General features: G+C 47.4%; 22 protein-coding genes. 6 read left to right on the plus strand and 16 right to left on the minus strand.

The genetic code is table 11. From position 1 onward, the window contains the following. Nucleotides 1-47: 47 nt before the first annotated feature. The 5 genes from yicI to BQ9856_RS17595 are packed head-to-tail and all read right to left on the minus strand — an operon-like array spanning nucleotide 48 to nucleotide 7,540. Nucleotides 48-2,300 (minus strand): alpha-xylosidase, encoded by a 2,253-nt coding sequence (gene yicI / locus BQ9856_RS17575; protein ID WP_077612197.1) that lies wholly within the window; start codon nucleotides 2,298-2,300, stop codon nucleotides 48-50. A gap of 45 nt (nucleotides 2,301-2,345) precedes the next feature. Further along, nucleotides 2,346-4,484, minus strand: coding sequence for a beta-glucosidase family protein (locus tag BQ9856_RS17580; protein ID WP_077612198.1), 2,139 nt, complete (start codon nucleotides 4,482-4,484; stop codon nucleotides 2,346-2,348). Nucleotides 4,485-4,503: 19 nt separating this feature from the next. After that, nucleotides 4,504-5,331, minus strand: a complete 828-nt coding sequence (locus tag BQ9856_RS17585) for a carbohydrate ABC transporter permease (protein ID WP_077612199.1) — start codon at nucleotides 5,329-5,331, stop codon at nucleotides 4,504-4,506. Then, the gene (locus tag BQ9856_RS17590; RefSeq protein ID WP_077612200.1) at nucleotides 5,331-6,209 is read right to left on the minus strand and encodes a carbohydrate ABC transporter permease; all 879 of its coding nucleotides are present in this window, start codon (nucleotides 6,207-6,209) and stop codon (nucleotides 5,331-5,333) included. The genes BQ9856_RS17585 and BQ9856_RS17590 overlap by 1 nt, the downstream gene beginning before the upstream one ends. 11 nt (nucleotides 6,210-6,220) lie before the next feature. Continuing rightward, nucleotides 6,221-7,540 (minus strand): ABC transporter substrate-binding protein, encoded by a 1,320-nt coding sequence (locus BQ9856_RS17595; RefSeq protein ID WP_077612201.1) that lies wholly within the window; start codon nucleotides 7,538-7,540, stop codon nucleotides 6,221-6,223. A 188-nt stretch (nucleotides 7,541-7,728) separates the two neighbouring features. Between BQ9856_RS17595 and BQ9856_RS17600 the strand changes: the two genes are divergently transcribed. From BQ9856_RS17600 to BQ9856_RS17610, 3 genes are all read left to right on the plus strand, one after another. Further along, the gene (locus BQ9856_RS17600; protein ID WP_235839243.1) at nucleotides 7,729-9,606 is read left to right on the plus strand and encodes a cache domain-containing sensor histidine kinase; all 1,878 of its coding nucleotides are present in this window, start codon (nucleotides 7,729-7,731) and stop codon (nucleotides 9,604-9,606) included. Continuing rightward, entirely contained in the window at nucleotides 9,584-10,390 is an 807-nt protein-coding gene (locus tag BQ9856_RS17605) for a response regulator transcription factor (protein ID WP_077612202.1), read from the plus strand. The genes BQ9856_RS17600 and BQ9856_RS17605 overlap by 23 nt, the downstream gene beginning before the upstream one ends. A gap of 89 nt (nucleotides 10,391-10,479) precedes the next feature. Then, entirely contained in the window at nucleotides 10,480-10,956 is a 477-nt protein-coding gene (locus BQ9856_RS17610) for an SAM-dependent methyltransferase (RefSeq protein ID WP_077612203.1), read from the plus strand. 55 nt (nucleotides 10,957-11,011) lie between these two features. Here BQ9856_RS17610 and BQ9856_RS17615 read toward each other — a convergent pair whose 3' ends face one another. Together BQ9856_RS17615 and BQ9856_RS17620 are read right to left on the minus strand one after the other, a co-directional pair. Beyond that, complete coding sequence (locus tag BQ9856_RS17615; RefSeq protein WP_077612204.1) at nucleotides 11,012-11,860, minus strand: DUF6179 domain-containing protein; 849 nt, start codon at nucleotides 11,858-11,860, stop codon at nucleotides 11,012-11,014. After that, the gene (locus BQ9856_RS17620; RefSeq protein WP_235839244.1) at nucleotides 11,850-12,314 is read right to left on the minus strand and encodes a DUF6323 family protein; all 465 of its coding nucleotides are present in this window, start codon (nucleotides 12,312-12,314) and stop codon (nucleotides 11,850-11,852) included. Before BQ9856_RS17620 ends, BQ9856_RS17615 begins: the two co-directional genes overlap by 11 nt. A gap of 188 nt (nucleotides 12,315-12,502) precedes the next feature. Between BQ9856_RS17620 and BQ9856_RS17625 the strand changes: the two genes are divergently transcribed. Beyond that, the gene (locus BQ9856_RS17625; protein ID WP_077612206.1) at nucleotides 12,503-13,861 is read left to right on the plus strand and encodes a CapA family protein; all 1,359 of its coding nucleotides are present in this window, start codon (nucleotides 12,503-12,505) and stop codon (nucleotides 13,859-13,861) included. Between the two features lie 149 nt (nucleotides 13,862-14,010). Further along, the gene (locus tag BQ9856_RS17630; protein WP_077612207.1) at nucleotides 14,011-15,438 is read left to right on the plus strand and encodes a cell wall-binding protein; all 1,428 of its coding nucleotides are present in this window, start codon (nucleotides 14,011-14,013) and stop codon (nucleotides 15,436-15,438) included. A 117-nt stretch (nucleotides 15,439-15,555) separates the two neighbouring features. On the opposite strand, the gene BQ9856_RS17635 is transcribed toward BQ9856_RS17630, so the two are convergent. The 4 genes from BQ9856_RS17635 to BQ9856_RS17650 form a co-directional block, all read right to left on the minus strand. Beyond that, nucleotides 15,556-17,829 (minus strand): xanthine dehydrogenase family protein molybdopterin-binding subunit, encoded by a 2,274-nt coding sequence (locus BQ9856_RS17635; RefSeq protein WP_077613431.1) that lies wholly within the window; start codon nucleotides 17,827-17,829, stop codon nucleotides 15,556-15,558. An 8-nt stretch (nucleotides 17,830-17,837) separates the two neighbouring features. Next, nucleotides 17,838-18,299, minus strand: coding sequence for a (2Fe-2S)-binding protein (locus tag BQ9856_RS17640; protein ID WP_077612208.1), 462 nt, complete (start codon nucleotides 18,297-18,299; stop codon nucleotides 17,838-17,840). Continuing rightward, nucleotides 18,300-19,076 (minus strand): FAD binding domain-containing protein, encoded by a 777-nt coding sequence (locus BQ9856_RS17645; protein WP_077612209.1) that lies wholly within the window; start codon nucleotides 19,074-19,076, stop codon nucleotides 18,300-18,302. A gap of 210 nt (nucleotides 19,077-19,286) precedes the next feature. Beyond that, nucleotides 19,287-20,171, minus strand: coding sequence for an SDR family oxidoreductase (locus BQ9856_RS17650; RefSeq protein WP_077612210.1), 885 nt, complete (start codon nucleotides 20,169-20,171; stop codon nucleotides 19,287-19,289). 119 nt (nucleotides 20,172-20,290) lie between these two features. On the opposite strand from BQ9856_RS17650, the gene BQ9856_RS17655 reads away from it, so the two are divergent. Continuing rightward, nucleotides 20,291-20,461: a DUF1540 domain-containing protein gene (locus BQ9856_RS17655; protein ID WP_077612211.1), complete on the plus strand. Its 171-nt coding sequence runs from the start codon at nucleotides 20,291-20,293 to the stop codon at nucleotides 20,459-20,461. A 106-nt stretch (nucleotides 20,462-20,567) separates the two neighbouring features. Here BQ9856_RS17655 and glyA read toward each other — a convergent pair whose 3' ends face one another. The 5 genes from glyA to BQ9856_RS17680 form a co-directional block, all read right to left on the minus strand. After that, a complete protein-coding gene (gene glyA, locus BQ9856_RS17660) occupies nucleotides 20,568-21,815 on the minus strand; it encodes a serine hydroxymethyltransferase (protein ID WP_077613432.1) in 1,248 nt (415 codons plus the stop codon). Nucleotides 21,816-21,941: 126 nt separating this feature from the next. After that, the gene (recJ, locus tag BQ9856_RS17665) at nucleotides 21,942-23,660 is read right to left on the minus strand and encodes a single-stranded-DNA-specific exonuclease RecJ (RefSeq protein ID WP_077612212.1); all 1,719 of its coding nucleotides are present in this window, start codon (nucleotides 23,658-23,660) and stop codon (nucleotides 21,942-21,944) included. Continuing rightward, nucleotides 23,620-24,672, minus strand: coding sequence for an MCP four helix bundle domain-containing protein (locus BQ9856_RS17670; protein ID WP_077612213.1), 1,053 nt, complete (start codon nucleotides 24,670-24,672; stop codon nucleotides 23,620-23,622). Before BQ9856_RS17670 ends, recJ begins: the two co-directional genes overlap by 41 nt. Next, nucleotides 24,644-25,414, minus strand: a complete 771-nt coding sequence (locus tag BQ9856_RS17675) for a M48 family metallopeptidase (RefSeq protein ID WP_077613433.1) — start codon at nucleotides 25,412-25,414, stop codon at nucleotides 24,644-24,646. Before BQ9856_RS17675 ends, BQ9856_RS17670 begins: the two co-directional genes overlap by 29 nt. Before the next feature lie 220 nt (nucleotides 25,415-25,634). After that, nucleotides 25,635-26,522 (minus strand): substrate-binding domain-containing protein, encoded by an 888-nt coding sequence (locus BQ9856_RS17680; RefSeq protein ID WP_077612214.1) that lies wholly within the window; start codon nucleotides 26,520-26,522, stop codon nucleotides 25,635-25,637. Between the last annotated feature and the right edge of the window lie 92 nt (nucleotides 26,523-26,614).

Consider the following 26,614-nt stretch of genomic DNA (forward strand, 5'->3'; position numbering starts at 1 on the left):
GGCATCATGCCACAGCCATTTTTCTGCAATACCTTTTCTATTTATTTTTATTGAACAACTATCTTAACCTCTTCATTCCCAAGCACCTGATAAGCCCAGTTCCCATTCTTCCCTTCCACATGGAGGACAATGGTACCGCCATCTCTTCTGGCCTCCGCCGTCATAACGACAGTTCCATTCAAATCCGTAACAGCTGTCTCACCCGCTGCCCCATCCTCGAACACAGACAGATACAGGGTTACGCCGTCACTATAATCATAATCCGGTCTGGTGTCACAGTTTCCGACTGCCAGAATAGAATTCGGCCGTACCAGAAGCGGCATGGTAAAGTAATCATGATGTTCCTTTTGCCATCTTCCGCCTTCAATCACCCGGCTGGTTAAAATATTATACCATTTGCCCTCCGGCAGATAATATTCCACTTCCCCGCTTTCCTTAAATACCGGTGCCACCAACAGGGAATCCCCCATCATATACTGCTTATCCAGCGGCTCGCACGCCCGGTCTTCCGGAAATTCCACAAACATGGGGCGCATCATCGGGATGCCTTCCTCATGGGACAGAACGGCCTGGCGGTAAAGATAAGGCATCAGCCCGCATTTCAGCTTCACAAATTTCCGTAATACATCACACGCCTCATCATCAAACAGCCACGGCACGCGGTAAGAGGAAGAGCCATGGAGACGGCTGTGGGAACTCATGAGGCCGAACTGGCACCATCTCTTATATACATCTGCAGGAGCGGTGCTTTCAAAGCCGCTGATATCATGGCTCCAGAATCCAAAGCCTGCGCAGGAAAGGGACAAGCCGCTGCGCAGCGTCTCCGCCATGGACGGATAATTTGCGGAACAGTCTCCGCCCCAGTGTACGGGAAATTTCTGTCCGCCTACGGTTGCGGAGCGGGCAAACAATACCGCTTCCCCTGCTCCGCGTTCCCTCTCCAAAAGCTCAAACACGGCCTGATTATAGAGCTGTGTATAGTAATTATGCATTTTCACCGGATCAGAGCCATCAAAATATGTGATATCTTTTACCGGTATTCTTTCACCGAAATCCGTTTTAAAGCAATCTACTCCCATATCCAGAAGCTTTTTCAGCTTTTCCTGATACCAGGTAACTGCTTCCGGATTGGTGAAATCCACCAGGCCCATTCCCGCCTGCCAAAGGTCCGTCTGCCATACACCGTCGCCCGCTTTTTTCACCAGATATCCATACTTCATGCCCTCGGCAAAAAGCGGTGATTTCTGCCCGATATAAGGATTGATCCATACACAGATTTTTAAACCCCTGTCATGGTAACGCTTCAGCATTCCCTCCGGATCCGGGAATGTTTTCGGGTCCCAGGTAAAATTGCACCACTCATAAGCCTTCATCCAGTAGCAGTCAAAATGGAACACATGCAGAGGAATATCCCGGTCCTCCATTCCCTGGATAATGCCGGATGTGGTTGCTTCATCATAATCAGTCGTAAAGGATGTGGTCAGCCAAAGCCCGAAGGACCATGCCGGAGGCAATGCCGGTTTTCCTGTCAGCTCCGTATACTTCCGGATCGTTCCCTTGGGAGTGCTGCCATTGATTACATAATAATCAAGGCGTTCCCCTTCTACAGAAAACTGGACCCGTTCCACCTTTTCGCTGGCAATTTCATAAGCAGCATCTCCTTCATTGCCAAGCAGAATGCCGTAGCCTTTATTGGTAATATAAAAAGGTATATTTTTGTACGCGATTTCACTGGCTGTTCCGCCGTCCTCATTCCAGATCTCCACCACCTGGCCGTTTTTAACAAACGGAGTGAAACGCTCCCCTAATCCATACACATATTCATCCACATCCAATGCCAGCTGCTCTGTCATATAGCTGCGCCCGGAATCCCGGTTCGTCATGTGAGCCATGTTGCGGAATCCCGTATTCGTCAGTTCCCTGTCACCGTCATAAAAACGGATTCCCCAGGCGTTTGGCCTCTTATCGACTACGGCTTTCGTATTTCCGGTCCGGTAAATGATTTCTCCCTCTGTCTCTTCTATTGCGACCTCAGGATCCACATCGGCAATTTCTGCAAAGGGTCCCTTTAAGGGAGTTCCTTCAAAATGGCTGACAGAGACTTTGATGACATCAGCCATGGGACTTGACAGACGCACGGTCAGCATCCCCAAGTTTAAACAGTCTCCTCTTGTTACGATGTGTTTTGCAGGAACATACACCGTCAGTTCGCTGCCGCTTATGCGGCTGTCCGCGTATTCTACCGCATAAAGCGGGATTATTTCCTCACGTATCCTCCAGTATCCACTGGTAAACTTCATATCATTTCTCCTCCTATACCTGCCATTTTTTATAAAGATGCGCCCTTATATTCTCCCCGCTCTGACAGAAACCTCTTCGGAAATCCGGATATCCTTTACCGAGCTTCCAACGCAGATTTCATACTTATCTTCCGGCACGTAAAAAGCGGAGCGTTCCTCATCATAACAGGAAAATGCTTTTCTATCCAGATAAAAATTCAGAGTTTTTCGTTCCCCCGGTTCCAGAAACGCCTTGTCAAAAGCCCGCAGTTCCTTTACCGGCCGTTTGATTTTCCTGCCTTCCGCCTTTACATACACCTGAACGGTCTCCGCTCCGGCACAGCTTCCCGCATTCGTAACCCTCACGCTTACATTCCAGCCTCCTTCTTCCGGAGCCACCTCCAGACGATCATAGGCAAAAGCGGTATAAGATAATCCATGGCCAAAGCTGTAACGAACCTCTTTCCTTACCGTCTCATAATGCCGGTATCCTACAAACACCCCTTCCTTATACCGGACCCTGTCTCCTCCGGGAAATTCCCCAAGAGCATGGGCCGGACAGTCTTCCAGCGATTTTGGCACAGTAAATGGCAGCTTTCCCGATGGATTCACCTTTCCCAACAGAACCTCCGCCATGGCATGGCCGCCCTCCATTCCGTTGTAACTGCTGTAGACAATAGCCTTTGCCCGGTCTGCAAATGCTTCCATATCCACCGGAGAACCGGCTATTACCACGATAACCGTATTTTCATTGGCATCCAGCACCGCTTTAACCAGCTTCTCCTGCCCATAAGGAAGCTTCATATCCCTGCGGTCACAGCCCTCTAAGTCAAACTCATGATTCAGTCCGCAGAATAGCAGAACGTCTTCGCTGTTTCCTGCCAATTCCACCGCTTCCTGAATCAAGGCATTCCTCTCCGATTCCATTCCGCCGTCTGTCTCTTCCCTGAATGCCTTTTTGTAAATTCTGTCTTCCAGGCTGGTGGACTGCCAGTTTTCCTTTTCCTCTGTTTTGTCTGCCTGGCTGGTATAACCTGGCGCGTAATCGATAGAAACACTGCCTCCAAGCTCCATCTTAAGTCCCATCAGAGGAGAAATCTCATAAAGCGCTTTAATGGCCGCACTTCCTCCTCCGTTAGAATGGACTTTCACCGCATTTTCCCCGATGACGGAAAGACGCTTCTTTCCGGTTAAATCGAGAGGAAGGCGCTTTTCATCATTTTTAAGCAAAACTACAGCTTCTCTTGCGCATTCCAGTATGGTTTCCTGGCTCCGGCGGCTGTTATAGGTTCCTGCCTTCCGCTCTCCGTCCAGCATATGAAGCCGGTTCATCAGCACCAGAATATTCCTCACCTTCTCATCAATATATGCTTCCGCTATCTCCCCCTTCCTGACCTTATGAAGAAGAGGATCTGCCATATAATACTCGTCAAAGCAGTTGGTCACGGACATCTCGATGTCCAGGCCATGCTCCGCCGCCTGTACAGTATCATGGACTCCTCCCCAGTCAGAAATGACCACGCCGCCAAATTCCCATTCATCCCTTAAAATCTCACACAGCAGTTTTTTGTTATGACAGCAATGCTCTCCCAGGTAGCGGTTATAAGCCCCCATCAGTGTCCTGACCTTTCCCTTTTTTACCGCTGCCTCAAAACCGGGAAGATAAATTTCCCGCAAAGCCCGTTCATCCACTTCCACGTCCACATCAAGCCTTCCTGTCTCCTGGTTATTCAGTGCAAAATGCTTGACGCAGGCTGCCGTATCCTGCTCCTGAATTCCCTGAATCAACGGAACAGCCATCTCTGAAATCAGATAAGGATCCTCACTCATATACTCAAAATTTCTCCCGCACAACGGCGTTCGGATGATGTTAATCCCAGGTGCCAGTATGACATCCTTTCCCCGTCCCCTGGCCTCTTCTCCCAGAACCCGTCCCGCCTTTCCGGCACATTCTCTGTTCCAGGTAGAAGCCAGCGCCAGATTACTGGGAAGATAAGACACGAAATCATCGGTGGTCCCTTTGGGATTCCAGTTGTCATCCTGAAGCTCCTTCCTCACCCCCATAGGACCGTCGGACATCCACAAAGGCGGTATTCCAAACCGCTCCACCCCCCTGGTATGGAAAATCCCCTGTCCATGAATCATGCCGATTTTTTCTTCCAATGTCATTTTCTTCACCAGTTCTTTGATCTGATACAGTTCCATCTTCTTTTCCTCCTGTCTGTCATCCCTTTACGGAACCCGCGGATACGCCGCCTACGATATATTTTTGTCCGATGATAAATACCAGAAGCACCGGAGCCAGGGTCAGTATGATATCCGCCGCTACCAGATTCCAGGAATATTCAAATGCCCCGAAGAAGTTGTAAACCGCCAGAGTCATAGGCCATTTTCCGGAATTATTTAAGTAATACAGCGGCATGGTAAAATCGTTCCACACCGCCATGAAATTAAGAACAAACAAGGTTGATGCAATCGGCTTTAACAGGGGTGCGATTACCCTTACAAACAGCTGATGGGAGCTGCAGCCATCAATTACCGCCGCTTCATCAATTTCTCTGGGAATCGTTCCGATAAATCCAAAAGACAAAAACAGACTCAGGGGAATATTGATGGCCGCATAAAGAAGGATGATCCCGAACCTGGTATTAACCAGATGAAATGCCTGCATGACCTTCATAAGCGCCACATTATTGATCGGCATGGCGATGCCGGAGATGATGAAGTAGTAAAGGAAACGGTTGACGCCCTTCTGGTTTCTTGAAATTACAAAGGCTGCCGCCGACACCGCAATCACTACGATGCTGACACTGCAGGCGGCGTATAAAAGTCCGTTTAAGAATGAAGTGAACAGCTTTCCCTGTTCAATTACCTTTGCATAGTTTTCAAACCTCCATTCTGTCGGCAGAGTTAATGTCATCCGGTTCGCCTCTCCGGCAGTCTTAAAAGAATTCAGAAATAGTACGACCAGAGGAATGATGACGATCAGGCTGACAAACACGGCCACTGCATTGCCGATGATGCAGCCAATGGTTTTACCTGTCTTTCCCATTACGCTTCCACCTCCTTATTTTCCATGGATTTGATAATGAAGTACAGCAACGCCAGAACGACGAAAAACAGGATGCTGGATAATGTGGTGCCCATAGCCAGATTGCCCTTGGAAAACTCCTTGTAAACAGCCGTATTGATCACACCTGTCGCATTGCCCGGGCCGCCGTTGGTCAGGGAATAAATCATATCGAATACCCTTAGCCCATAGGTCACGTTCAGTATGGTTACATTGACCAGCACAGGTTTTAACAGGGGCAATGTGATGGCCTTGAATTTCTGGAAAAAACCGGCTCCGTCAATGCTGGCTGCCTCATAATATTCCGGCGGGACGGATAACAGCCCTGCGATCACCACCACCATGATATATCCCATGCCCTTCCACGTATCTACGGTCATGACCGAAGGAAACACAAGGCTCAGATCCGTCAGCCAGTTCTTGGCAAGCCCACCCAATCCCATGGTCCGTAAAAAATTATTTAAAAATCCGGTTGTCGGATGCAGCATGCTTCTGAATACAAGACCTACGACCAGGTAAGACATCACCTGGGGAGAAAAGATAATCATGCGGTGAAAATTCTTAAACCGGATGAAATTCTGAGTCAGCAGAAGCGCCAGAGCCAGACCGGCAACGGTTTTCATGACAGTTGTAACAACGGTGAACAAAACAGTATTGCCTATGTATTTTAAATATTCCGAATTACCCTGAAAAATCGCTTTATAATTGGCAAGTCCGACGAAATTGATTTCATCGCTGAAATTATTCCAGTCTGTAAAGGAATAGGCAATTCCTAAAATACCCGGAATGAAACACAGAACACAAAAAAGGAAGGCGGCCCCGCCGGCAAAATACCAGGGATATAATTTCTTTCTATTCATGAATTACCTCCTTACTCCGCCCAGCCCGGATCCTTCTGCAGCTTCGCCTGCTCATTGCGTCTGTCTATCATGGTCTGCAGCACATCTTCCGGCGTGGAAGCTCCCGTATACATGGCCTCTAAGTCTTTTCCCACATCCATCCACTGGCTGTCGATATAATTTACGGATGTCTGCACAACGTTTGCTTTTTTTAAGGAATCCAGAAATGCCTGGTCCTCTTCCGTGTATTTGCTTGTGATTTCCGGCCAGCAGAGGGCGCTTAATTCCGGCTGTCCATCCAGCCTCTTCTGTAAGTTTTCCGGCCTTGCCAGGAACTCAAAAAACAGCTTTGCTTCTTCCGCATGTTTACTGTCTTTGTTGATAAAATAAGCGTTGCTTGCAGGGTTTACGCCGATAACCTGATTGTCTCCCCAGGGCATAACAAAAGCCCCCAATTTTTCTGTTGCCTTAAAGTCCGGGAATTCCTTTTCGATCTGCCCGCGCATTCCCAGTTCCGCGATGGTCATGGCACAGCGCTCTGTCGCCATAGCTTCTTTCACATTTTCCCATGCATTACTTAAATAATCATCTCCGAAATATCCGGCTTTCGCGCATTCATCCAGCTGACTAATGATGGTCAGAAGAGAAGGAATCTCATCTAAACCGATTTCATTGGCATTTAACTTCTCATACATGTCCGGGTCCTGCTCCAGCCATAGGCCGCCTGTTTCAAATAATGGAAGTACCTGATGCCAGCCATTGGTCGTAGCTTCGTAAACCGGTGTGTAGCCGGCATCTTTGATTTTCTGGCAGACATCTTTAAATTCACTGTATGTAGTTGGAACCGAAAGCCCTAAGGATTTAAAAATATCCTTGTTATATAGATAGAAATACATCTTCGCCCCCGGGAAGGTGATTCCATAAACCTTATCTTCCACGCTTACGGCTGCACGTGTGGTTTCTTCGATACGGTTTACCCATTCCTGGTCTGTTAACTCAACACAATACTGATCCATATGAAGGCTGGAAGCCAGACCGATCGGAGTGTCCACACAGATGATATCAGGCGCTTCCCCGGAATCCATCTTTACTTTGATCAAATCCCTCCATTGGGCATCCGGTGAAATCTGGAAATCTATTTTAATCCCTGTCTCTGCCTCGAAGTCCTTTGCAATCTCCTGTACGATGCCGGAAGTCGGAAGTCCGCTCTGATGGCTGCCAAAGGTCAGCGTCACACTTTTCTTTGCGTCATTTCCTGCCGCACTCTTATCAGTGCTGCAGCCTGCTGTCATCCCCACAGCCATAGCTGCTGCCAGGGTCAGGCCGATTATCTTTTTTATATTCTTTTTCATGGCTTTTTCTCCTTTTTGGCTCATTGTTTCATTCAAACTGCTTCTATTTTATCGATAAAATATGTTTCCTTTGTTATAATCACATAATATCACAACTGTCTCCCGTAAAAAATAGACAATTTAGAACTTACAATTGCATTTTTTTGAACTATTTTATATAATATCACTGCAAAGGAGGCGTTCAATTCATGAAAAAAATGGCAAAACGTTATTCCCAACACATGTACCTTTTCGTAATTTACGGTTTTTTTATCCTATGTCTTCTGGGCATTTTCTTTTTTTTCACCTACCGTCATTATCAGAAAAATACCTTGGAGGAGGCCGCAAAGGATTTGGAAAATATGTGTGCTTCTGTAAAAAACTCTGTAGAAATCCAACTGGATAATATCTCTACCATTTCCATGAATCTGGTTTATTCCAATGCCGTCAAGACCAATTTTAAGGAGTTTTCTGATATATACCGGAAAAGAGACATCACAGCCGGGGAGCTGGTGGCCTCCCGCGATCATATAGAAGCCATACACGACATCATCACGGCCATCATCGGAGCCTATCAAAGCGCGGCTGCCATCAATCTGTATACCCTGGACGGTTCCTGTGTGGAATCCGGCTACGCCCAGCGGACCACTAAGGTAAATTTGGAGGAAAAGGAGTGGTATGAAGAAACCATGGCCTTAAACGGTCATAAATATATCACCGTTCCGTTTGTTAACAAAGACCTCCCTGCCAAAGGAGATAACCAGCGGTCCCGGAAATTCATCTCTCTCGTCCGCCTTTTTTTAGATTCCTCCGGCCAACCGGAAGGCATCGCAGAGGTCGTTTTCGACTGTGGGAAAATCTTTTCTCTGGCCTCCCAGCTGGAGAGCCAGAATCCGGACAGCGCCGTTTATATCTATAATTCCAGACAGGAACTGGTTTATCCTTATAACAGGCCGGCAGCGAATACTGATTTTTCTTCCGCAGTCATGAGTGCCGGACTTCCGGAGCAGACAGCCAGAATGTTAAAAGCCGGTGACGGGGAACAATATTTAATTGTCCGGCAAACCATCCCCGCCTATGACTGGACTGTTATACTGGCAAAACCAAGGATAGCTGTCTACGGGCAGCTCCAAAGCTTCCGGCTGATTTTTTTTCTCACAGGGAGCCTGTCCATCCTGTTTACCCTGCTCATCTGCTTTTACATATCCAGAAGGCTGACCATACCCCTGCAGAAGCTGACGGCGGCTACCGGCAAAATCACCATTAACCGGGTCCTGGATGAAACAAAGGTGAATTTAACATCCGCGGACAGCAATATCAAAGAGCTTTCCCTGCTCTGCGAATCCATCCGCACCATGTATGAAAAACTGCGTTCCACCACCCAGGAGGCCCTGCTCTCCCGGACCGAAGAGACCCGTGCAAAACTGCAGGCCACACAATCTCTGATCAATCCGCATTTTCTCTATAACTGCCTGACAAATATGAGCGTAATGGCGGAAGAAAAGATGAACGAAGACATCAGCCATATGTGCCATGCCCTTTGTGACTACTTCCGCTATATATCCGCTTCCGGGGAAATGTATGTTCCTATGGAAGAAGAAATTTTTTACTCCCAAAGATACTTAGAGTGCATGCAGCTTCGTTTCAGTGACGAGCTGGAATATACCCTGGAAATAGCCGAGGAAACGAAACAGTGTTACATTCCCAAACTTGTAACACAGCCGATTGTGGAAAATGCATTTAAATATGCCTTTCAGATACCGCCTCCCTGGAAGCTTCACATCTCATCTTCCATAGAAGGGGCAGCCTGGATAATCAGAATTGAAGATAACGGAGGAGCTTTAAGTGATGAAAAGAAAGAAGAACTTTTAAGCCTGTACCGGAATCTGGATATAAATGAAGAATTAAAATTGATGCAGATCGGCGGCCTGGGGCTGAAAAATGTCTATCTGCGGCTTAAGCTTCTATACGGAGATCAGGCCGTGTTCCGGATTGATAATTCCCAGCCTCAGAAAACAATTTTTACGGTAGGCGGTCCTATATACCGTTCAAGGGAGGAATATTATGAGCAGCATCCCAAATTATAAATATATCGCGGTGGAAGATGAAAGCCTGATCCGGCGGAATCTGATAAAGAAGATCACCTCATTGAACCTGCCTTTGTCATTGGCCGGTGAGGCTTCTAACGGGAAGGATGCCATCCTTGTGGTCGAAGAACACTTCCCTGATCTGGTTATTACGGACATCCGCATGCCCCAGTGCGACGGCCTGGAGCTCGCCCGGTATCTTCAGAAAAACCATCCCGGCACCAGAACCATTATTTTAAGCGGTTACAGCGATTTTTCTTATGCGCAGTCAGCCCTGCGGTACGGGGTTATGGATTATCTGCTGAAGCCGGTGACTTTAAAGTCTCTCTCCGAAACCTTACATAAAACTCTGATTACCATGGAATCAGAATCTGACGATCTGGACTCATACCGCTCCAGTAACAGCAGGCTGGACCAGAGGTCCATCTGCGAACTGCTGGAGACCTATCTCCAGGAAAACTTCCAGCAGGAGATTTCCTTTCAGGAGCTTGGAGAAAAGTTTGGCTTTACGCCGGAGTATCTGGGAAAAATATTTAAAAAATATGCCGGGGAAACACCTTCAAAGTATCTGGCGAAATTACGGATGAATGAGGCGAAACGGCTTCTTTTAAACAGCCCGGACATGGAAATCCAGATGGTCGGAGAACTGGTGGGATATAAGGACGGATTTTATTTCAGCCGGGTTTTTAAAAGCTATACCGGAATCCAGCCAAGTGAATTCCGGAACCAGAGACAGCAGAATCAGAATATTCATACAGATAAATTGTATAAATATCCATCTTGAAAAATTTTAAAAAAGGGATTGAAGTATAAAAAACACCTGCTACAATGGAGATAACGGTACCGGAATAAAAAATAAAAGGAGCAATTTTCATGAAAGAATTATCATTAAGACCCATTGGCAAAGTTATTACCTGCGATGGCCTGAAAACAATAAAACTTGATAAAACCTATATTCCGGCACTGCAGTCTTTGGAAGGCTTCAGCCATCTTGACGTATTCTGGTGGTTCGACGGCTGTGACAACGAATCCTCCCGCAGCTCACTGGAGGAACGATCCCCCTATAAACACGCTCCCGCTGTTATGGGAACGTTTGCCACCCGCTCTCCGGAAAGGCCAAATCCCATTGCCTTATCGGTTTCAGAGGTGATCAGGATCAACCGGGAAGAGGGAACGGTCACCCTTGCCTATATTGATGCAGATGACAACAGCCCGGTCCTTGATCTGAAACCATACACTCCGAGCCTTGACCGGGTTTCAAATCCTCGCGTTCCTGCATGGTGCAGCCATTGGCCAAAAAGCCTGGAAGAATCCGCTGATTTTAAGTGGGAAGAGGAATTCAATTTCTAAAAAGAAAAGACGTTTTACTGACGGGGAGGGAGACATTCCCTCCCCGCTTATCATTCTATATGGCGAGAATGGAATCCAGGCGCTGGTTTTCAACTGCATTTTTCAGCTCAAAGCTGTAATTATGCAGATCGGCCTTTAAATACTCACTCAATTCTTCCTCCCCACCATATCCGGATATTACAAGCTCATCAACCAATCCCCTCATATTTTGTTCCAATGAGGCTGCGGATTTCCGGCTTACATAATCTGCCAACTGTTCCAGCTCCTTACATGTATATCCCTGTGTACGGACCCCCTTTCCAGCCATCCGGCAGCCCAGAATATTCCGCAGCACAACTGCGGCAAGATTTATAAACAGCTCATCATAATCCGGTGAATAGGCCCGAAGCACATGCCGGACATACTCATCCGGCAATTTTCCAAGGAAAACCTGTTCCAGGCTGATACACTTAACGAAGGCGCCGACGGCATCAATTCCGCATAATGGATCAATTGGATACAGAACCGGGTAATCCAGCGTAAGAATGTGATTCTGTGGTTGAAAACGCGGATCATAATACAGAAAAAAAGAAGGAATGCCCTTAACAAACGTTTCGTAATAACACCGGTTTTCATAATATTTAAAATCCGGTATTATTTTATTATACAGGATCTGGGTTTCTTTCACTTTTCTAAGTACGATTTCATATCCCAGACCATAGACCGCTTTCGCATCCGGATGGCCATCCGGGGAAAGAAGCTCCTGCCCTTCAGCCAGATATTCTTCGTACTCATGGATGCAATACAGAACGGCCTCCATAAGCTGTCTTGCTTTTTCATAAGTTATGGAAGTGCTCTCCTTCCCTGTATATTTATCCGCCAATTCTGCAACAATCGGCAGAAGCTCTTCTGCCCTATCCTTCATCCTCATCCTCTTCCTCATACAGGCCCAACCCGAAGCGCGCCCTTCTTGCAAACGTTTCCAAACCGGTATCTTCCAGATAATCCAGGGACCCCTGGCATGGTCCGTCAAACTGGTCTTTCATAAAATCAATGAGCTCATCGTCCGTAATTTCATCCAACGATTCATTTTTATAAAAATAAAAAATATCCTGAAGCCTTCCTAACGTCTCCACATAATTATCCTGATAAATATACGGAGAATCACAGAATGCATAAATCAGTTTCGGCAGAATGCCTTCTCCGAATTCCACCCGTTCCTGATTCTTTAAGACTTCCTTTCTTTCCTTTAAGAGCAGTGCTGCCTCTACATCCGTAAGTGTCAGACCAAACTTCTCCGTATAGCCATTGGCTTCCCTTACATTTGCGAGCTGCCGGCTGTCGTTTGCAGCTTCAAGCCACTTCCCATCCTCCATCATAAACCTTCCTTTCTTTTGATAAATACCAAGTTTACGCCTGAAATGATGAAATTACAAGCCTTGAAAAAAAGTCGTTTTTATGGTATTATATTTGCATAAGAGATCGGGCTTCCCATCTCTTTTTTCTATTTCATTCTGCCCTCTGTTCTGGTAAGATGGAATCATACAGATAAAATCAGGAGGAACATATGAACCACAAAACAAACCTCATTCTGGCCCTTATCATCCCACTTCTCATGGGCTGCTCCAGGACGGCAGTCTCCCAGCCCCCGTCTTTTTCCGCTGCGGCAGAATCAAAGGCAACTCCTTCCGCAGCAGATGAAGTCTTAAATAATAATACGGGCCCTATTGCGGACAAGCTGCCGGCAGACATAAAAGAGGACTTTTTAATCTGGGCCGGATCCCAATATGGCAGAGATTTAACTGACGGTCTGAATGCTGCCCTGCAATCCGGTTCCTATGAGGACACGCTCTGGTATGATTTAACCGGCAACTCCCTATCCGTATTAAAAGACCGGTTCTCCGGCCTTCTGGATTCCCCTGAAACCGCAAAAGCCCATCACATTTACTTCAAAGAATCCGCGGATCCGGGCCGGGTCAGCCTTTCCTTTGCAGGGGACATAAGCTTTGCAGACGGTTATGCCAATATGGCGGCCTATGATTCCCGGGGCGGCTTAAACCAGTGCATTATGCCGGAGATAAGAGAGCGCATGGCAGCCGCAGACATCATGATGATCAACAATGAATTTTCCTACAGCAGGCGCGGTGCTCCCCTGCCAGGGAAACCTTTTGCTTTCCGGGCAGACCCCTCTATGGTGGAAAATCTAAAGGAACTTTCCGTGGATATCGTTTCTGCCGCCAATAACCATGTTTACGACTACGGTCCCGAAGCATTCTCAGATACCCTGGACACCTTGTCCGGCGCAGATATGCCCTATGTGGGCGCAGGCCGGGATTTAAACGAAGCAAAGGCTGCCGTCTACTTTATTGCAGGAGGAATGAAAATCGCCTATGTTTCCGCCACGCAGATCGAACGGGCCACCGTTTATACAAAGGGTGCCACCGATACAAGCCCCGGGGTTTTAAGGACCGATGACCCGGACGTCTACCTGGCTGCCATTGATACCGCAAAAGCAAACAGCGATTTCGTGGTGGTATTCGTACATTGGGGAACCGAAGGTACCAATTACTTTGAGGAAGACCAACGGAAACTGGCCCGCCGGTTTATAGACCACGGAGCCGGACTGGTCATCGGCTGTCATCCTCATGTCCTTCAGGGAATTGAGTATTACCATAACGTCCCCATTGTATACAGCCTGGGAAATTTCTGGTTCAACAGCAGGACTCTGGCTACCGGCCTGATGGAAGCCACCATCTCCGTAAACGGTCTGGAAAAGCTGCAGTTCATTCCTGCCCTTCAGAAGGACTGCCGCACAAACCTGGTAACTTCTCCTGCGGAAAAAATAAAAGCCATCCGTTTTATGGAGGACTTGTCTCCGGGTATCTCCATGGATGAAGATGGTATTGTTCATCCATCAGGAAATTAAAGAAATATTACGATTTTATTAAATCAGCCTTCATTTCTTACGCATTCTTACGCCTTCTTAACTTTCCTTGACCCTGGACCCACTCCATAGTTTAAAGTCAAGGCATCAGCAGAACGCTGATAGAGCAACCATTTGAAAGGAGAGGAATTATGAGACTAAGGAAAAAGAAATGGCTGATTCCCTGCGCTGCTGCGCTTTTTACAATAGGTGCTTCCATGACATCCTTTGCAGCACAGGGGTGGGTCCAGGAAAATAACACCTGGGTTTACTACGATTCCAACGGCTATTTTGCGACAGATGCCTGGCGTAAATCCGGCGATAGCTGGTTTTACCTCGATTCCGACGGGCATACGGCAGCCAGCAGAGTAATCGAATCAGACGGCAGTTATTATTATGTTAATTCTGTTGGCGCCATGGTAACCAACGAATGGAGGGAAATCCCTTCGGATTATGAAGATGAGGATTCACCGGACACTTACTGGTATTATTTTGGAAGCAACGGCAAAGCATACAAGGCTCCTTCTTCCGGCAAGACATCCTTTAAGTCCATCCGGGTAGCCAACGGTGATTATCACAACTATGCCTTTGACTCGGAAGGAAGGCTGCTGTCCGGCTGGGTGAATGAGGATTCAGAACGTGTGACCGGCGAGGAAGCATGGAAAGACGGAATCTACTACTGCGGCAATTCCGCTGACGGTGCCCGGGCGAATAACGAATGGCGGCGTATCGATGTAGAAGATGATGAAAATGATGAGTACAACTTTGACGGAACCTACTGGTTCTACTTCGGCTCCAACGGCAAGAAGATCAAGGATGCCAATAAGACCATCAACGGGGGGAAGTACCACTTCAATGAAAACGGTGCGGCTGAATACGAATGGTACGAATCGGATACTGTTTCCTCGACTTCATCGGCAAGCCAGGCGAAATACTACAATCTTCCAACCCAGTGCTGGCTGGCAAAAGGCTGGTTTAAAACCGTTCCAAGTGAGGATATCGACCAGGATGCTTACGAGGATGACAAGGAATACTGGTTCTATGCCACCGGAAACGGGAAAGTGGTTACCAGCCAGATCAAATCCATTAACGGTCTAAGATATGCGTTCAACGACAAGGGCGAAATGCTCCATGGCATTTATAAGATGACCTTCGACGACAACAAAAAGCTGGAATCCTATAAAAAGATCAAAACAGAAGACGATTTCCCGGAAGCAGATGAAGCCTGCCAGGTTTACTGCTTCGGAAACTCTCCAAAAGAAGGTGCCATGGCAACCGGCAAAACCACCATTGATATCGACGGGGAAAAATATACCTTCAACTTCCGCAAGTCCGGCAGCAGCAAGGGAGCCGGCTACAATGGCATCTATGATAGCAGCATCTATGTACAGGGCAGAATGTTAAAGGCTGACAGGGATGAGAAATACAAGGTAGTCGAATATAACGGCAAAGAATACTTAGTCGGCACATCCGGAAAACTTGCAAAAAACAAATCAAACGTTAAAGATGGAGATGATAAATACTACAGAACCAACAGCGACGGAACCATCGAAGATTCCGGATATGAAAAAATCAAATAAAACCATATAAATAAAAAACCATAAAACAAAACCATATTCACAAATTAAATCATATGAAAGGGACGGCAGCACTGGTCATACCATGCTGCCGCCCCTTTTTTCACAGTAACGGGCGCGTTACCGCTTCATCCCCCGGTACACCTTTTCTGCTGTGACCGGAAGTTCCCTTATCCTTGCTCCCACCGCATTTGCCACCGCATCTGCAATGGCCGGCGAGGGCGTATTGATCACGATCTCACCAATAGATTTTGCTCCAAAGGGCCCGGTCGGTTCATAGCTGCTTTCAAATTCCACCCGGATATCCCCTACATCCAGTCTGGTAGGCAGCTTGTACTGCATAAATGAATTCTGCAGCATCTGCCCCTTCCGGGAATAGGTGATTTCCTCATACATCGCCATGCCGATTCCCTGGGCAATGCCGCCCTCCGTCTGGATCCTTGCAAGGTTGGGATTAATGGTGGTTCCGCAGTCCACAACTGCCACATAATCCAAAAGTTCCACCTCACCGGTTTCCTTATCGACTTCCACCTCAGCCATACCGACCATAAACGGCGGCGGAGAAACGGGAGAGGTATGAGAGGCACCTGCGGACAGCATTTCTTCGTTAAAGCACATAACCCTGTTCCCTATATCCTTTAAGGACATTTCCAGCTCTCCTGACCGCTGGTAAACCCTTTTCCCGTCAAATTCCAGGGACTCTTTTTCACAGGAAAGATACTGGGCCCCTTTATTCAGGATCTTTTCCCGCATCTCCTTGCAGGCCTTCACCACGGCCATCCCGGTCAGATACATGGTGCTGGAGGCATAGGAACCGGAATCATAGGGAGATACGTCCGTATCCGTACCATGGACCACGATCTGATCCATATCACATTCCAGACAGTCAGCCGCCACCTGGGCCAGCGTGGTGTCACAGCCCGTTCCCATGTCAGAAGCGCCGATCAAAAGGGTATAGAAACCGTCATCGTTGAGACGAAGCTCCACAGATGCCACATCTACGCCGGAGATGGCAGATCCCTGCATGGCCATGGCAACACCCACACCCCGGACCTTTCCATTTCCCATATCCACTCTCGGATATTTCTCATCCCATCGGATCATCTCCCCGGCACGGGCCATACACCGGTCCAGTGCACAGCTCTTTAACGTCTCCCCATAGTAAGCAGGCATAACGTCCCCTTCTTTTACCATGTTTAATTCCCGAATTTTCACGGAATCCATTCCCATTTTTTCCGCCAGTTCATTCACCGCAGATTCCACCGCAAAGATTCCCTGGGTTGCCCCGTATCCACGGTAGGCTCCGGAAGACATCCGGTTGGTATAAACCACATCATAGGCAAAACGGAAGGCCTTCGGCGTCCGGTAAAGAGGAATGGATTTGTGCCCGGACAGCCCTACCGTCGTAGGTCCGTGTTCCCCATAGGCACCTGTATTTGATAAGGTATATACATCGATCGCCTGCAGGATTCCATCCTTATTTGCTCCGACCCGGACATGGACTTCCATCTCATGGCGGGGGGAAGAAGCGATCTGGGATTCATACCGGCTGAAAATCATTTTGGCCGGCCTTCCGGTTTTCATTGTCACGACCGCCGGATACACTTCGGCAACCACCGTCTGCTTTGCTCCAAAGCCGCCGCCGATCCTGGGCTTTATAACACGGATCATGGATTTGGGTATGTCCAGGGCATGAGCCAGGATCCTTCTCACGTGAAAGGTTACCTGAGTGGAAGCCACCATATTCAAACGTCCATAGGTATCCAGATAAGAATAGGCACGGAACGTTTCCATCATGGCCTGCTGGTTCGCTTTTGTATGGTAAACCTGTTCCACCACATAATCACACTGCTTTAAGACAGAATCCACATCTCCATGTACTTCCCCGCCGGAAGCGCACAAATTCCGTTTATTGTCCGCTCCGACCGGACAGAGGCTCTTCCAGTTTTCTTCCGGATGAATCAGCACCGGATTGTCCTTTGCCTGTTTAAAATCCAGTACCGGCTCAAGAACCTCATATTCCACTTGAATGAGACGCATGGCACGATCCACCGCCTCCTCCGTTTCTCCGGCTACAATGGCTGCCGCATCTCCCATAAACCGCATTCTCTGATCCAGGATCAGCCTGTCATAGGGACTGGGCTCCGGGTAAGACTGGCCTGCCATGGTAAAACGCTTATCCGGCACATCTTTATAGGTCAGGATACAGGCGATCCCATCCACTTTTTCTGCTTTTTCGGTATGTATCTCCCTGATCCATGCGTGGGCATGAGGGCTTCTGAGCACTTTTACGATCAGACAGTCCCTGGGGGCCAGATCATCGGTATATACAGGCTTTCCGGTTACCAGGGCCCTGGCATCCTTTTTTTTCACAGAGGTATTGACGTTACGCATTTTATCGTTCATTCCTGTGCTGCTCCTCTGCTTAAATATTTTCTTACCGCACGCATCTGGCCCATGTAACCGCTGCAGCGGCACAGATTCCCGGCCAGATACTCCTTTATCTCTTCATCATCAAGGTTCTTTTCTTCCTTTTCCATAGCCAGTACATTCATGATAAGTCCGGGACTGCAGAAACCGCACTGCTCCGCGCCTTCTCCGGCCAGATACATTCCAAACTCCTCCGCTTTCTTTTCCGCACCTTCCAGAGTGATCACCTCACAGTCATTCACCCTGGCTGCCAAAAGGGAACAGGAAAGTCTTGCCTTCCCATCGACCAGAACCGTACAAAGCCCGCAGTTTTCCGTTTCACAGCCGCACTTTACGCTGTAACAGCCCTTCATTCGGAGAAGCTGGAATAAGGTGGTATCATCAGCGATTTTTGCATAGGTCAATTTCCCGTTCAGTGTGAATTCAATTTCCATTTAACGTCCCTCCTTATCCAGTATTTTTAAGAGCCTTCTGATATATATTTCTGCCAAATGCTTCCGGTAATCCGCACTCCCCCTCATATTGGTGCCATAGCGGAAATGTTCTGAGGCCGATTGGGCAAACGCTTCGTTTAAACGGTCTTTTCTATCTTCCAGGACAACGAGCTCTGCTTTCCCAGGTCTCGCCCCCACTGAAACATAAATATGTCCCTCTTTTTTCGCCACGCAGCAGGCGATCACAGGGAAGTCCGTCTTAGACATGCGCTGGGAGGCATAAGCCGCCCGCCTTCCATCCTTTTTGATCCGGATCCGCACCAGAATATCCCTGTCACACTTCATCCGGCAGAATTCCTCCAGGGAAACCATACCTCCCCGGTACAGCTCCACACAGGTGTCCAGCGCCAGAAGGCAGGTAAGAATATCGGAAAATCCAAACCGGCCGAATACGCTTCCTCCTACCGTAGCTCCGTTGCGGAACTGGACTCCCACAATGGAACGGGTGCATTCCTTAAAAATGCCGTTAAAATATGCGTTCAGCCCCTCATGCTTTTCCAGCTGGCGAAGGGTACACATGGCACCTATGGAAAACGCTTCTTCTGTTTCCTCAATTTCATCAAGACCCAGACCGGATAAATCCACAAGTGTCATCCTCACCCGGTTCTGCACCTTTAACCACATCATACCTCCACCTATGATACTGCTCTTTTTCTGATTCAGTTCAAAGGCCTCTTTCAGACTTTCCGCTTTTACATAATTTTTAAATCGAACCACTGGAACCGTCCTCCTGACTCCCAAGCTTTCCCTCATTGTTTTTAACCGGTTTTCGGCCGTATCTATCAGTAAAACAGCTTCTTTTGATTAGTTATTCTTATAAATAAAGCCATATATATTAAAAACCGGAAAGAGTATACCATACTCCCACCGGTTTTGACAATGATTCTATGTGTTTTTTTCTCAAATTCGACAAAATTCTACAACCGTTTATCCAATCAGAGCATTGACATACTCCGGACTGTCTTTGAGGCATTTCTCAAATCCTGCTGCTGTTTCCGGAAAATCCAGTCCCTGCGCTTTCAGCTTTCCGATATCCATTGTCAGATTTCTGGGGCTGTCCGCGAATCTGGCCTCATCCGGAATCACAAGTTCCCCCCTATCCCCGTTTTTATCCAGCAGCCTAAGGACATGCCTTCCGATTTCATAAGAAGATAAAGCACTTTCGCTGCCAAAATTATAAATTCCGCCGGGCAGCTCCATGGCAGGCTCTATATTTTTCACCACCTCCTGGACCCAGGTTATCCCCCGGTAATCATAAACAGGAAGCTTATAAGGACGGTTCCGGATCATGGCATTTAACAGGCTGACCAGGAGATTGCTGTTGCTCTTTAAACCCCTCACCGGAAAATCATACATCCAGGGGAGGCGCAGGCATATCCCATCCGGTAAAATCTCTAAGATCTCATCCTCCGCCTGTTTTTTGTGCATCCCGTAAACATGGATGAGCGGTACCGGATCTGTTTCCTTATTGGGCCTGTTTTGTTTCCTGCCGGCATAAATCTGGTCAGAGCTCATAAAAAGGAACCTGCTGCCATTTTCTCTGCACGCTTTGGCCAGATTTACAGATCCCTTCAAATTCACAGCCTCTGAAAGACCCGGATTTTCCTCACATATGCCGGTATTGGATATGGCGGCACAATGAATCACTGCAAAAGGATTGATGCCCTTCAGGAATTCTGCCGCAGCCCCTTCATCCGTTATATCCAAAGAGCTGTGGCCGGCCCGGATCACATCATATTGCTTTTCATAATATGCGGCAATTCTCGCCCCAAGAAAGCCGTCCGCCCCGGTGATCATTATTTTTTGCTTCATCTTTTTCACTCCTTTTTTTCAGTATATTACACGCTCATTTTTAAAGAAAAAATTGGCATTATAATTTAATCGTTTTCGTCCAAAATAATAGATGTAATAATTAATGAAGGAGGGTTTTTATGTCAGAAAGCGACAAAAACGAAAGCATTGAATGTTCCATCGATAACTGCGTTTTCCATGCCAAGGTCGAGGACTACTGCACCCTGGATAAAATTAAGGTTGGAACTCACGAAAGCAATCCAACTACGAAAGAGTGTACCGACTGCGAATCCTTTGAAAACGAAGCATAAACAGCCAGCCACTGTAATTTCCTCCAAAAATACTGCGCGGACCGATGCCGCGCAGTATTTTTATAAAAAGCCGCTGCAGGATAATCCATACAGCAGCTTATCTTTTTTATTCGTAAAGCGGGTATTTATCGCAGATCTTTGTCACTTCGCTCCTGATATAATCGGCTTTATTCTCAAAGTCCGTAGCCGCCAGCCAGATGCACTCCGCAATCTTTTCCATATCCTCTTCCTTTAAGCCTCTTGAGGTAACGGCCGGAGTTCCGATACGGACACCGGAGGTAACAAACGGGCTTCTGGGGTCATTTGGCACCGCATTCTTATTTAAGGTGATATAAACCTCATCGCAGCGGTTCTGCAGCTCCTTACCGGTTACCTCCATGCCCCTTAAATCGATCAGCATGAGATGGTTATCCGTACCGCCTGTCAGGATATGAAATCCCTGTTTCACAAGGGCAGCAGCCAGAGCCTTTGCGTTTTTCACTACCTGCTCCTGATAGATCTTAAACTCAGGCTTTAAAGCCTCCCCAAAGCAGACGGCTTTCCCTGCGATCACATGTTCCAGAGGACCACCCTGTGTTCCCGGGAAAATGGCTTTATTGAAATTGAACTTGTCCGCCGCTTCCTGATTGGCTAAAATCATCCCGCCTCTTGGCCCGCGCAGGGTCTTGTGGGTAGTTGTGGTCACTACATCCGCATAAGGGATCGGGCTTTGATGAAGTCCTGCCGCAACAAGACCGGCAATGTGGGCCATATCCACCATGAGATAGGCACCCGCCTTATCCGCTGCCTCACGGAATCTCTTAAAATCAATGGTCCTTCCATATGCACTGGCACCGGCAACGATCAATTTCGGCTTATGCCGGACAGCAAGCCTTTCCATCTCATCATAGTCAAGGAATCCTTCATCATTGACGCCATAAGGAATAATATTAAAATACAAACCGGAAAAGTTCACAGGACTTCCATGGGTCAAATGACCGCCATGATTTAAGTTCATCCCCATAACCGTATCGCCCGGCTGCAGCATGGCAAGAAAGACTGCCATATTGGCCTGAGCTCCGGAGTGGGGCTGAACATTGGCATAATCGCAGCCAAATATTTTTTTCGCCCGTTCTATGGCAATTGTCTCAACAATGTCCACATCCTCACAGCCGCCATAATAGCGCTTTCCCGGATACCCCTCCGCATACTTATTGGTAAGCACGGTTCCCATCGCCATCATAACCGGTTCGGAAACAATATTCTCTGATGCGATCAGCTCCAGATTCCTCCTCTGGCGTGCGCACTCCTTCTCAATGGCATCTCCTACTTCCCTGTCATAGCCGGTGATAAACTTCATTACTTCATTTACCATGTCCATTCCCTCACTTTTCCTTTTGAATATTTCCACTTTTCCGTTGTGGTTGATTATAAAACATTCTTCCTCAGAATGTCAAGGTTTTCTCTTCCTCCACCTTGTCCTTTCACATTTTTGCTCCCGTCAGTTCCCTTCCGGAATCTTATAATTCTTTATCACAATCTGCAATGTCTTATTTCCATTATATTCATTCACGGCGGGATAATAGATAACATCCAGAATCCGGTTTTCTCCCAGTTCCTCCAGAAAGGAGTCCCCGTCAGCAAACAGCAATGCATCCATTGGCAGCCCCCGTTCCGTAGCCAGAGAAAATTTCACGGCGTTCCTGTTTTTGCCCAGAACCCGCACACTCCGGATATAAAGGCCTTTTTGAGCAAACAGAGGCTTTTCATTGCCCTGGCCAAAGGGTTCTAAAATATCCAGTTCTTCAATCAAAGGTTCATTTATGTATTCTAATGGCATCGGCACGTCAATCCAGACTTTCCGTATGAAATCCGCTTCTGTCAGTTCTGCCTGTTCATTTAGACGCCTGCGGAATTCATCCACATTGTCCCTTAAAAGGGATAAACCGGCTGCCATAGGGTGCCCCCCAAATTTCAGCAGCAGTTCTTTTACCTTTACCAGTGCGTCAAACATATGGTAGGATTCAATGGAACGGCCGGAGCCTTTGACACATTCCTCCCCATCCGTGAGAACAAATGCAGGCTTTTGAAAATATTCCCGCAGCCGCCCGGCGATGATACCCGCCAGGGATTCATGGCACTCCGGAAGATATACCACCAGAACCTTGTCATTTATGTAAAATTCCTCTGCCTGCCGGACGGCTTCCTCCGTCCCCTGCTTTGTCATATCCTTACGCTGTTCATTGAGTTCCTTCAATTCAAGGGCCATTCGGTCTGCTTCCTCTTCATCCTGGCATAAGAGCAGGGATAAGGCCAGCTTTGCTGTCTGAAGGCGGCCTCCGGCATTTAAACAGGGCCCGATTACGAATCCGATCTGATAGGCGGTTATCCGGTCCTTATCCAGATCATTCTTTTCGATAAGCTTTAACAGCCCCAGGCTCTTGGTCCGCCCGATCCGCTTAAGCCCTTCCTTTACAATGATCCGGTTCTCATCCTGCAGCTTCATGACATCGCCTACCGTTGCTATGGCGGCAAATTCCAGCATTTCAAGCCATTTCTCCAGGGGAACGCCATATGCCTCATAAAGAGCCTGGACCAGCTTATAGGCCACCATTCCTCCGCATATCTCCGGATAGGGATACCGGCATTCCTTCTGCTTCGGATTCACCACTGCATCCGCCGGCGGCAGGACATCCTTTTCATCCTCTTGTATGATATCATGATGATCCGTGATCAGAACTGTGAGTCCCAGCTCCTTTGCAAGCTTGATCTGTTCGATTGCAGCGATTCCGTTGTCGCAGGTAAGTATGGTATCGATGCCGTCCTCTGCCGCAGCCCGGATTATGGATTCGTTGATACCATACCCGTCTTTTATCCGGTCCGGTATCTCATAATCCGCCACAGCCCCCACCTGGGTCAGGGCCCGGTACAAAAGATAGGTGGAGCATACCCCGTCAATGTCATAATCGCCTACGATCCTTATGGGCTTTGACTGTTCGGTCTTCTCCTTAAGGATCGCCACGGTCCGGTCCATATCCTTAAGCAGATGGGGACTGTATAAATCCTTTAATCCGCCCCGGAGATATTTTTCCACCGATTCACGGCCGACCACATCCCGGTTTCGTATAATCCTCGCCGTTACCGGTGATATATGATGGCTTCTCGCCATCTCGTTAAAATCAGCCCTCTTCGTCTGGAGCATCCATTTCTCTGCTGTCATATTTCTTTATCTCCTTGCAAGCGGCCTTCCCGGCCAATATTTCCTCTTCCTCCATTGCTTTCCCTTTGCGCTTCTTCGCCGCATCAAGCCGGTTCATCAGGCTGGTAATGGAATAGAGGATCGGCGCAAAATCTCCCCTGTATGCCTGTTCATACGTGGATTTCGCTTCAAAATTTTCATTTCCTATTTCCCGCAGCAAATATTTTTCATCATCTATGATGTGCTTAAGACGGTCAATAAGCTGGTTGACGGAATGCGTCAAAACTCCGATTTCATCTTCGGAACGGTATGGAAGGTATACATCCAGATCTCCATTGGCAACCCTTCTGGTGCCTTCTACAATCGCCTTAACGGGCTTATCAATGGCATTTATGATATAAATAACCAAAATGGATATAAGCGCCCCCACCAGGCAGATGGTAATGATCTTTATTTTTGCAAGCCTTGCATACAGCTCATCTCCATGGATGCTGGCCGCCTCCGATCCCTCGTGGTTATAATCCACCACCTTCATAAATCCATTGCTGGCATCCTCGAACAGCCGGCCGGACTCCCCGATGATGATATCAAAAGCTTCCTGCGTGCGGTTTTCACGGCTTATTTTAAGAAGACGGTCACTGCATTCCAAATACTTATTCCAGCTGCCTTCTGCCTCCTCCATCAGTTTCCGGTCCGTTTCATCCGCAATATAGTGATCGTATTTTTGAAACGAAGCATTGATATCGTTTCGTATCCGGACCATTTCCTCTTCCAGGCGGTCCATATCCTTTTGATCCGTTGAGATGACATGGTTGTATTCCTTGATGCGGTAGTCCGATGTCCTTGTATTCAGTTCTTCCGCAATGATGATGGAAGGAACCCAGGACTGGGACATTTCCGTACTGGCCTCATTGATCTGCCTTGCTGTTATAATGGATTCCATACCTATAAAAACCAGCCCAAAAATGCTGATCCCGCCCAACAGCAGGAGCTTTGTCTTTATTTTAATATTTCTGATCGATTTCATCTTCATAGTTCTTTAATTTTCTCCTTCTTAACCGGTAATCCGGTAATTCCCTCTCCACAGCCTCCCAAAAGGCTTTGGAATGATTCATATGAATGCGGTGTGCCAGTTCATGCACCACCACATAATCGGCCAGTTCCTCCGGCAGAAGAACCAGCCTCCAGTTAAAATTTAAATTTCCCTTTGTACTGCAGCTTCCCCACCTGGTCGCCTGATCCCGGACCGCAATGCGGCCATAGTCCAGATTCATACGCACCGCCCACCGCGTGGCTTTTTCTTCCAGATACCGCCTGGCCTCCTTCCGGTAGAACCGCTTCATGACTTCCTTAATAACCGCCTCTGCCCCAGGACCTGGGTTGGGGTCCACGGGACCGGAAATGAGCATTTTCTCATTCACCTCAAGAACTGAAAAGCCCTTATTTCCAAAATCAGGTTCCACGTGCAGAACCCGCTCTCTTCCGTAAAGGAGCACAACTGCTCCCTCTGTCCAGTGAAACATTTCCTTTATTTTTAATGCAGACCGGACTTTTTTTATCTGGGCATAAACCCAGCTCCTGTTCTTCTCCGCCAGCTCATGTCCGGACCGGTAAGGCAGACGCCGCGGAATCCTCACCACAATTTCTCCGCTTTTTGTAACCTGCAGGGCCGTGGTCCGCCTGTCTGATTTTATGATCCGGTATGAACTTATGCTCCCATCATCAAAGATAAGAATGCCTGCTTCTTTTCCGTCATTATGATTACCTGATTCCATGCATACTATTACCAGCCTTTTCATTTCGTATTTTACTTTACAGCTTTTAAGTCCGTATCCCCCATTATAGCGAAAAAATCCAAAAGAAACAATCCTTTTAAGGCCGAAACACCGGATATTATTTTATTGGTTCCATAACCTGAATAAAGGAATCCGTATGCTTCCGTCCGGATCCCCTTTTTTAATGCAAAGCTGATTAATATAACTATTGTGCTTTTACTTATGTAATAACGTTCCTTCCATACTTCGTAACCATGGAAATTCCGGTATTAATAAATCTTGGTCCTGTTTCATTTCCAGTTAAAGCTGCTATCGCTTGCGCCATACCAAGCCAGGTCATGGTATATGGGTTTTGAACCAAAGTAGCTATTAAAACATCATTGTTTATCATATCTCTGATTACATCAGCAATATCAAATCCAATTCCAATGATTGGCTTATTCATGTCCATTAAAGCATATCCCATACCTATGGTGGCACCTTCATACGTGGCAAATAATCCTGCCAGGTCCGGATTTTCATTTATAAAAGCCTCTGTGGAATTTTGGATATCAACGGGATTCCCCTGTGCATACCGTGTCGGCAGTAACTGATATTTGCCATCCCTCACAATTATGTCACGAAAACCAAATTGCCGGTTCAGTCTTGTCGTCATCTCCGGAATTCCGTCAATGACACCGATGGGTCCGCTTAAGATGCCTTCTGATTCAAGTTGGTTGATCATTAGTTCTCCTGCCATCTGCCCGGCGCTGTAATTGTCTGTTGCAAGTATCACGATCGCCTCCTCCACAGCCGGCGCGTCAACATATATTATCTTTGTACCACTTGCTTTCGCTTCCTCCACAGCGACTGAAACATTGATTGTATCCAATGCCTGAAGCATGATCAAATCCGCACCATTTGCTACTGCCTGACGTATGACACTTATTTGTTCTTCAACTACTCTTGCAGCAGGTGCATCCCATATATAGTTAATTCCTGTCAGCTTCGCCATGTCCGATGCCCCTGTGTTAAGCTGATTGGAAAATACCTCTACCTTATCCAACGTAATCAGATAAACCAGCAGTTCCCCCAAATTTGTATCCGGATCTATTTGCAGCTTTCTCATGCTCACGTTCAATCACCTCAATTCTAATCCTAATGATTAAAATACCTCCGCTCATCATTCCATTCTCTGATTTAATATATTGATATTACACG

Source organism: Clostridium sp. Marseille-P2415 (assembly GCF_900155545.1).
Taxonomy (GTDB): domain Bacteria; phylum Bacillota; class Clostridia; order Lachnospirales; family Lachnospiraceae; genus Lacrimispora.

Excerpts from the sequence above, each read along its gene's own strand:
- BQ9856_RS17675 (WP_077613433.1), bottom strand. The coding sequence starts at position 25,414 with ATGGAATCAGGTAATCATAATGACGGAAAAGAAGCAGGCATTCTTATC.
- BQ9856_RS17610 (WP_077612203.1), top strand. The coding sequence starts at position 10,480 with ATGAAAGAATTATCATTAAGACCCATTGGCAAAGTTATTACCTGCGAT.
- BQ9856_RS17655 (WP_077612211.1), top strand. The coding sequence starts at position 20,291 with ATGTCAGAAAGCGACAAAAACGAAAGCATTGAATGTTCCATCGATAAC.
- BQ9856_RS17600 (WP_235839243.1), top strand. The coding sequence starts at position 7,729 with ATGAAAAAAATGGCAAAACGTTATTCCCAACACATGTACCTTTTCGTA.
- glyA (WP_077613432.1), bottom strand. The coding sequence starts at position 21,815 with ATGGTAAATGAAGTAATGAAGTTTATCACCGGCTATGACAGGGAAGTA.
- BQ9856_RS17670 (WP_077612213.1), bottom strand. The coding sequence starts at position 24,672 with ATGAAGATGAAATCGATCAGAAATATTAAAATAAAGACAAAGCTCCTG.
- BQ9856_RS17590 (WP_077612200.1), bottom strand. The coding sequence starts at position 6,209 with ATGAATAGAAAGAAATTATATCCCTGGTATTTTGCCGGCGGGGCCGCC.
- BQ9856_RS17630 (WP_077612207.1), top strand. The coding sequence starts at position 14,011 with ATGAGACTAAGGAAAAAGAAATGGCTGATTCCCTGCGCTGCTGCGCTT.
- BQ9856_RS17680 (WP_077612214.1), bottom strand. The coding sequence starts at position 26,522 with ATGAGAAAGCTGCAAATAGATCCGGATACAAATTTGGGGGAACTGCTG.
- BQ9856_RS17650 (WP_077612210.1), bottom strand. The coding sequence starts at position 20,171 with ATGAAGCAAAAAATAATGATCACCGGGGCGGACGGCTTTCTTGGGGCG.
- BQ9856_RS17625 (WP_077612206.1), top strand. The coding sequence starts at position 12,503 with ATGAACCACAAAACAAACCTCATTCTGGCCCTTATCATCCCACTTCTC.
- recJ (WP_077612212.1), bottom strand. The coding sequence starts at position 23,660 with ATGACAGCAGAGAAATGGATGCTCCAGACGAAGAGGGCTGATTTTAAC.
- BQ9856_RS17585 (WP_077612199.1), bottom strand. The coding sequence starts at position 5,331 with ATGGGAAAGACAGGTAAAACCATTGGCTGCATCATCGGCAATGCAGTG.
- BQ9856_RS17605 (WP_077612202.1), top strand. The coding sequence starts at position 9,584 with ATGAGCAGCATCCCAAATTATAAATATATCGCGGTGGAAGATGAAAGC.
- BQ9856_RS17615 (WP_077612204.1), bottom strand. The coding sequence starts at position 11,860 with ATGAAGGATAGGGCAGAAGAGCTTCTGCCGATTGTTGCAGAATTGGCG.
- BQ9856_RS17595 (WP_077612201.1), bottom strand. The coding sequence starts at position 7,540 with ATGAAAAAGAATATAAAAAAGATAATCGGCCTGACCCTGGCAGCAGCT.
- yicI (WP_077612197.1), bottom strand. The coding sequence starts at position 2,300 with ATGAAGTTTACCAGTGGATACTGGAGGATACGTGAGGAAATAATCCCG.
- BQ9856_RS17640 (WP_077612208.1), bottom strand. The coding sequence starts at position 18,299 with ATGGAAATTGAATTCACACTGAACGGGAAATTGACCTATGCAAAAATC.
- BQ9856_RS17580 (WP_077612198.1), bottom strand. The coding sequence starts at position 4,484 with ATGGAACTGTATCAGATCAAAGAACTGGTGAAGAAAATGACATTGGAA.
- BQ9856_RS17635 (WP_077613431.1), bottom strand. The coding sequence starts at position 17,829 with ATGCGTAACGTCAATACCTCTGTGAAAAAAAAGGATGCCAGGGCCCTG.
- BQ9856_RS17620 (WP_235839244.1), bottom strand. The coding sequence starts at position 12,314 with ATGATGGAGGATGGGAAGTGGCTTGAAGCTGCAAACGACAGCCGGCAG.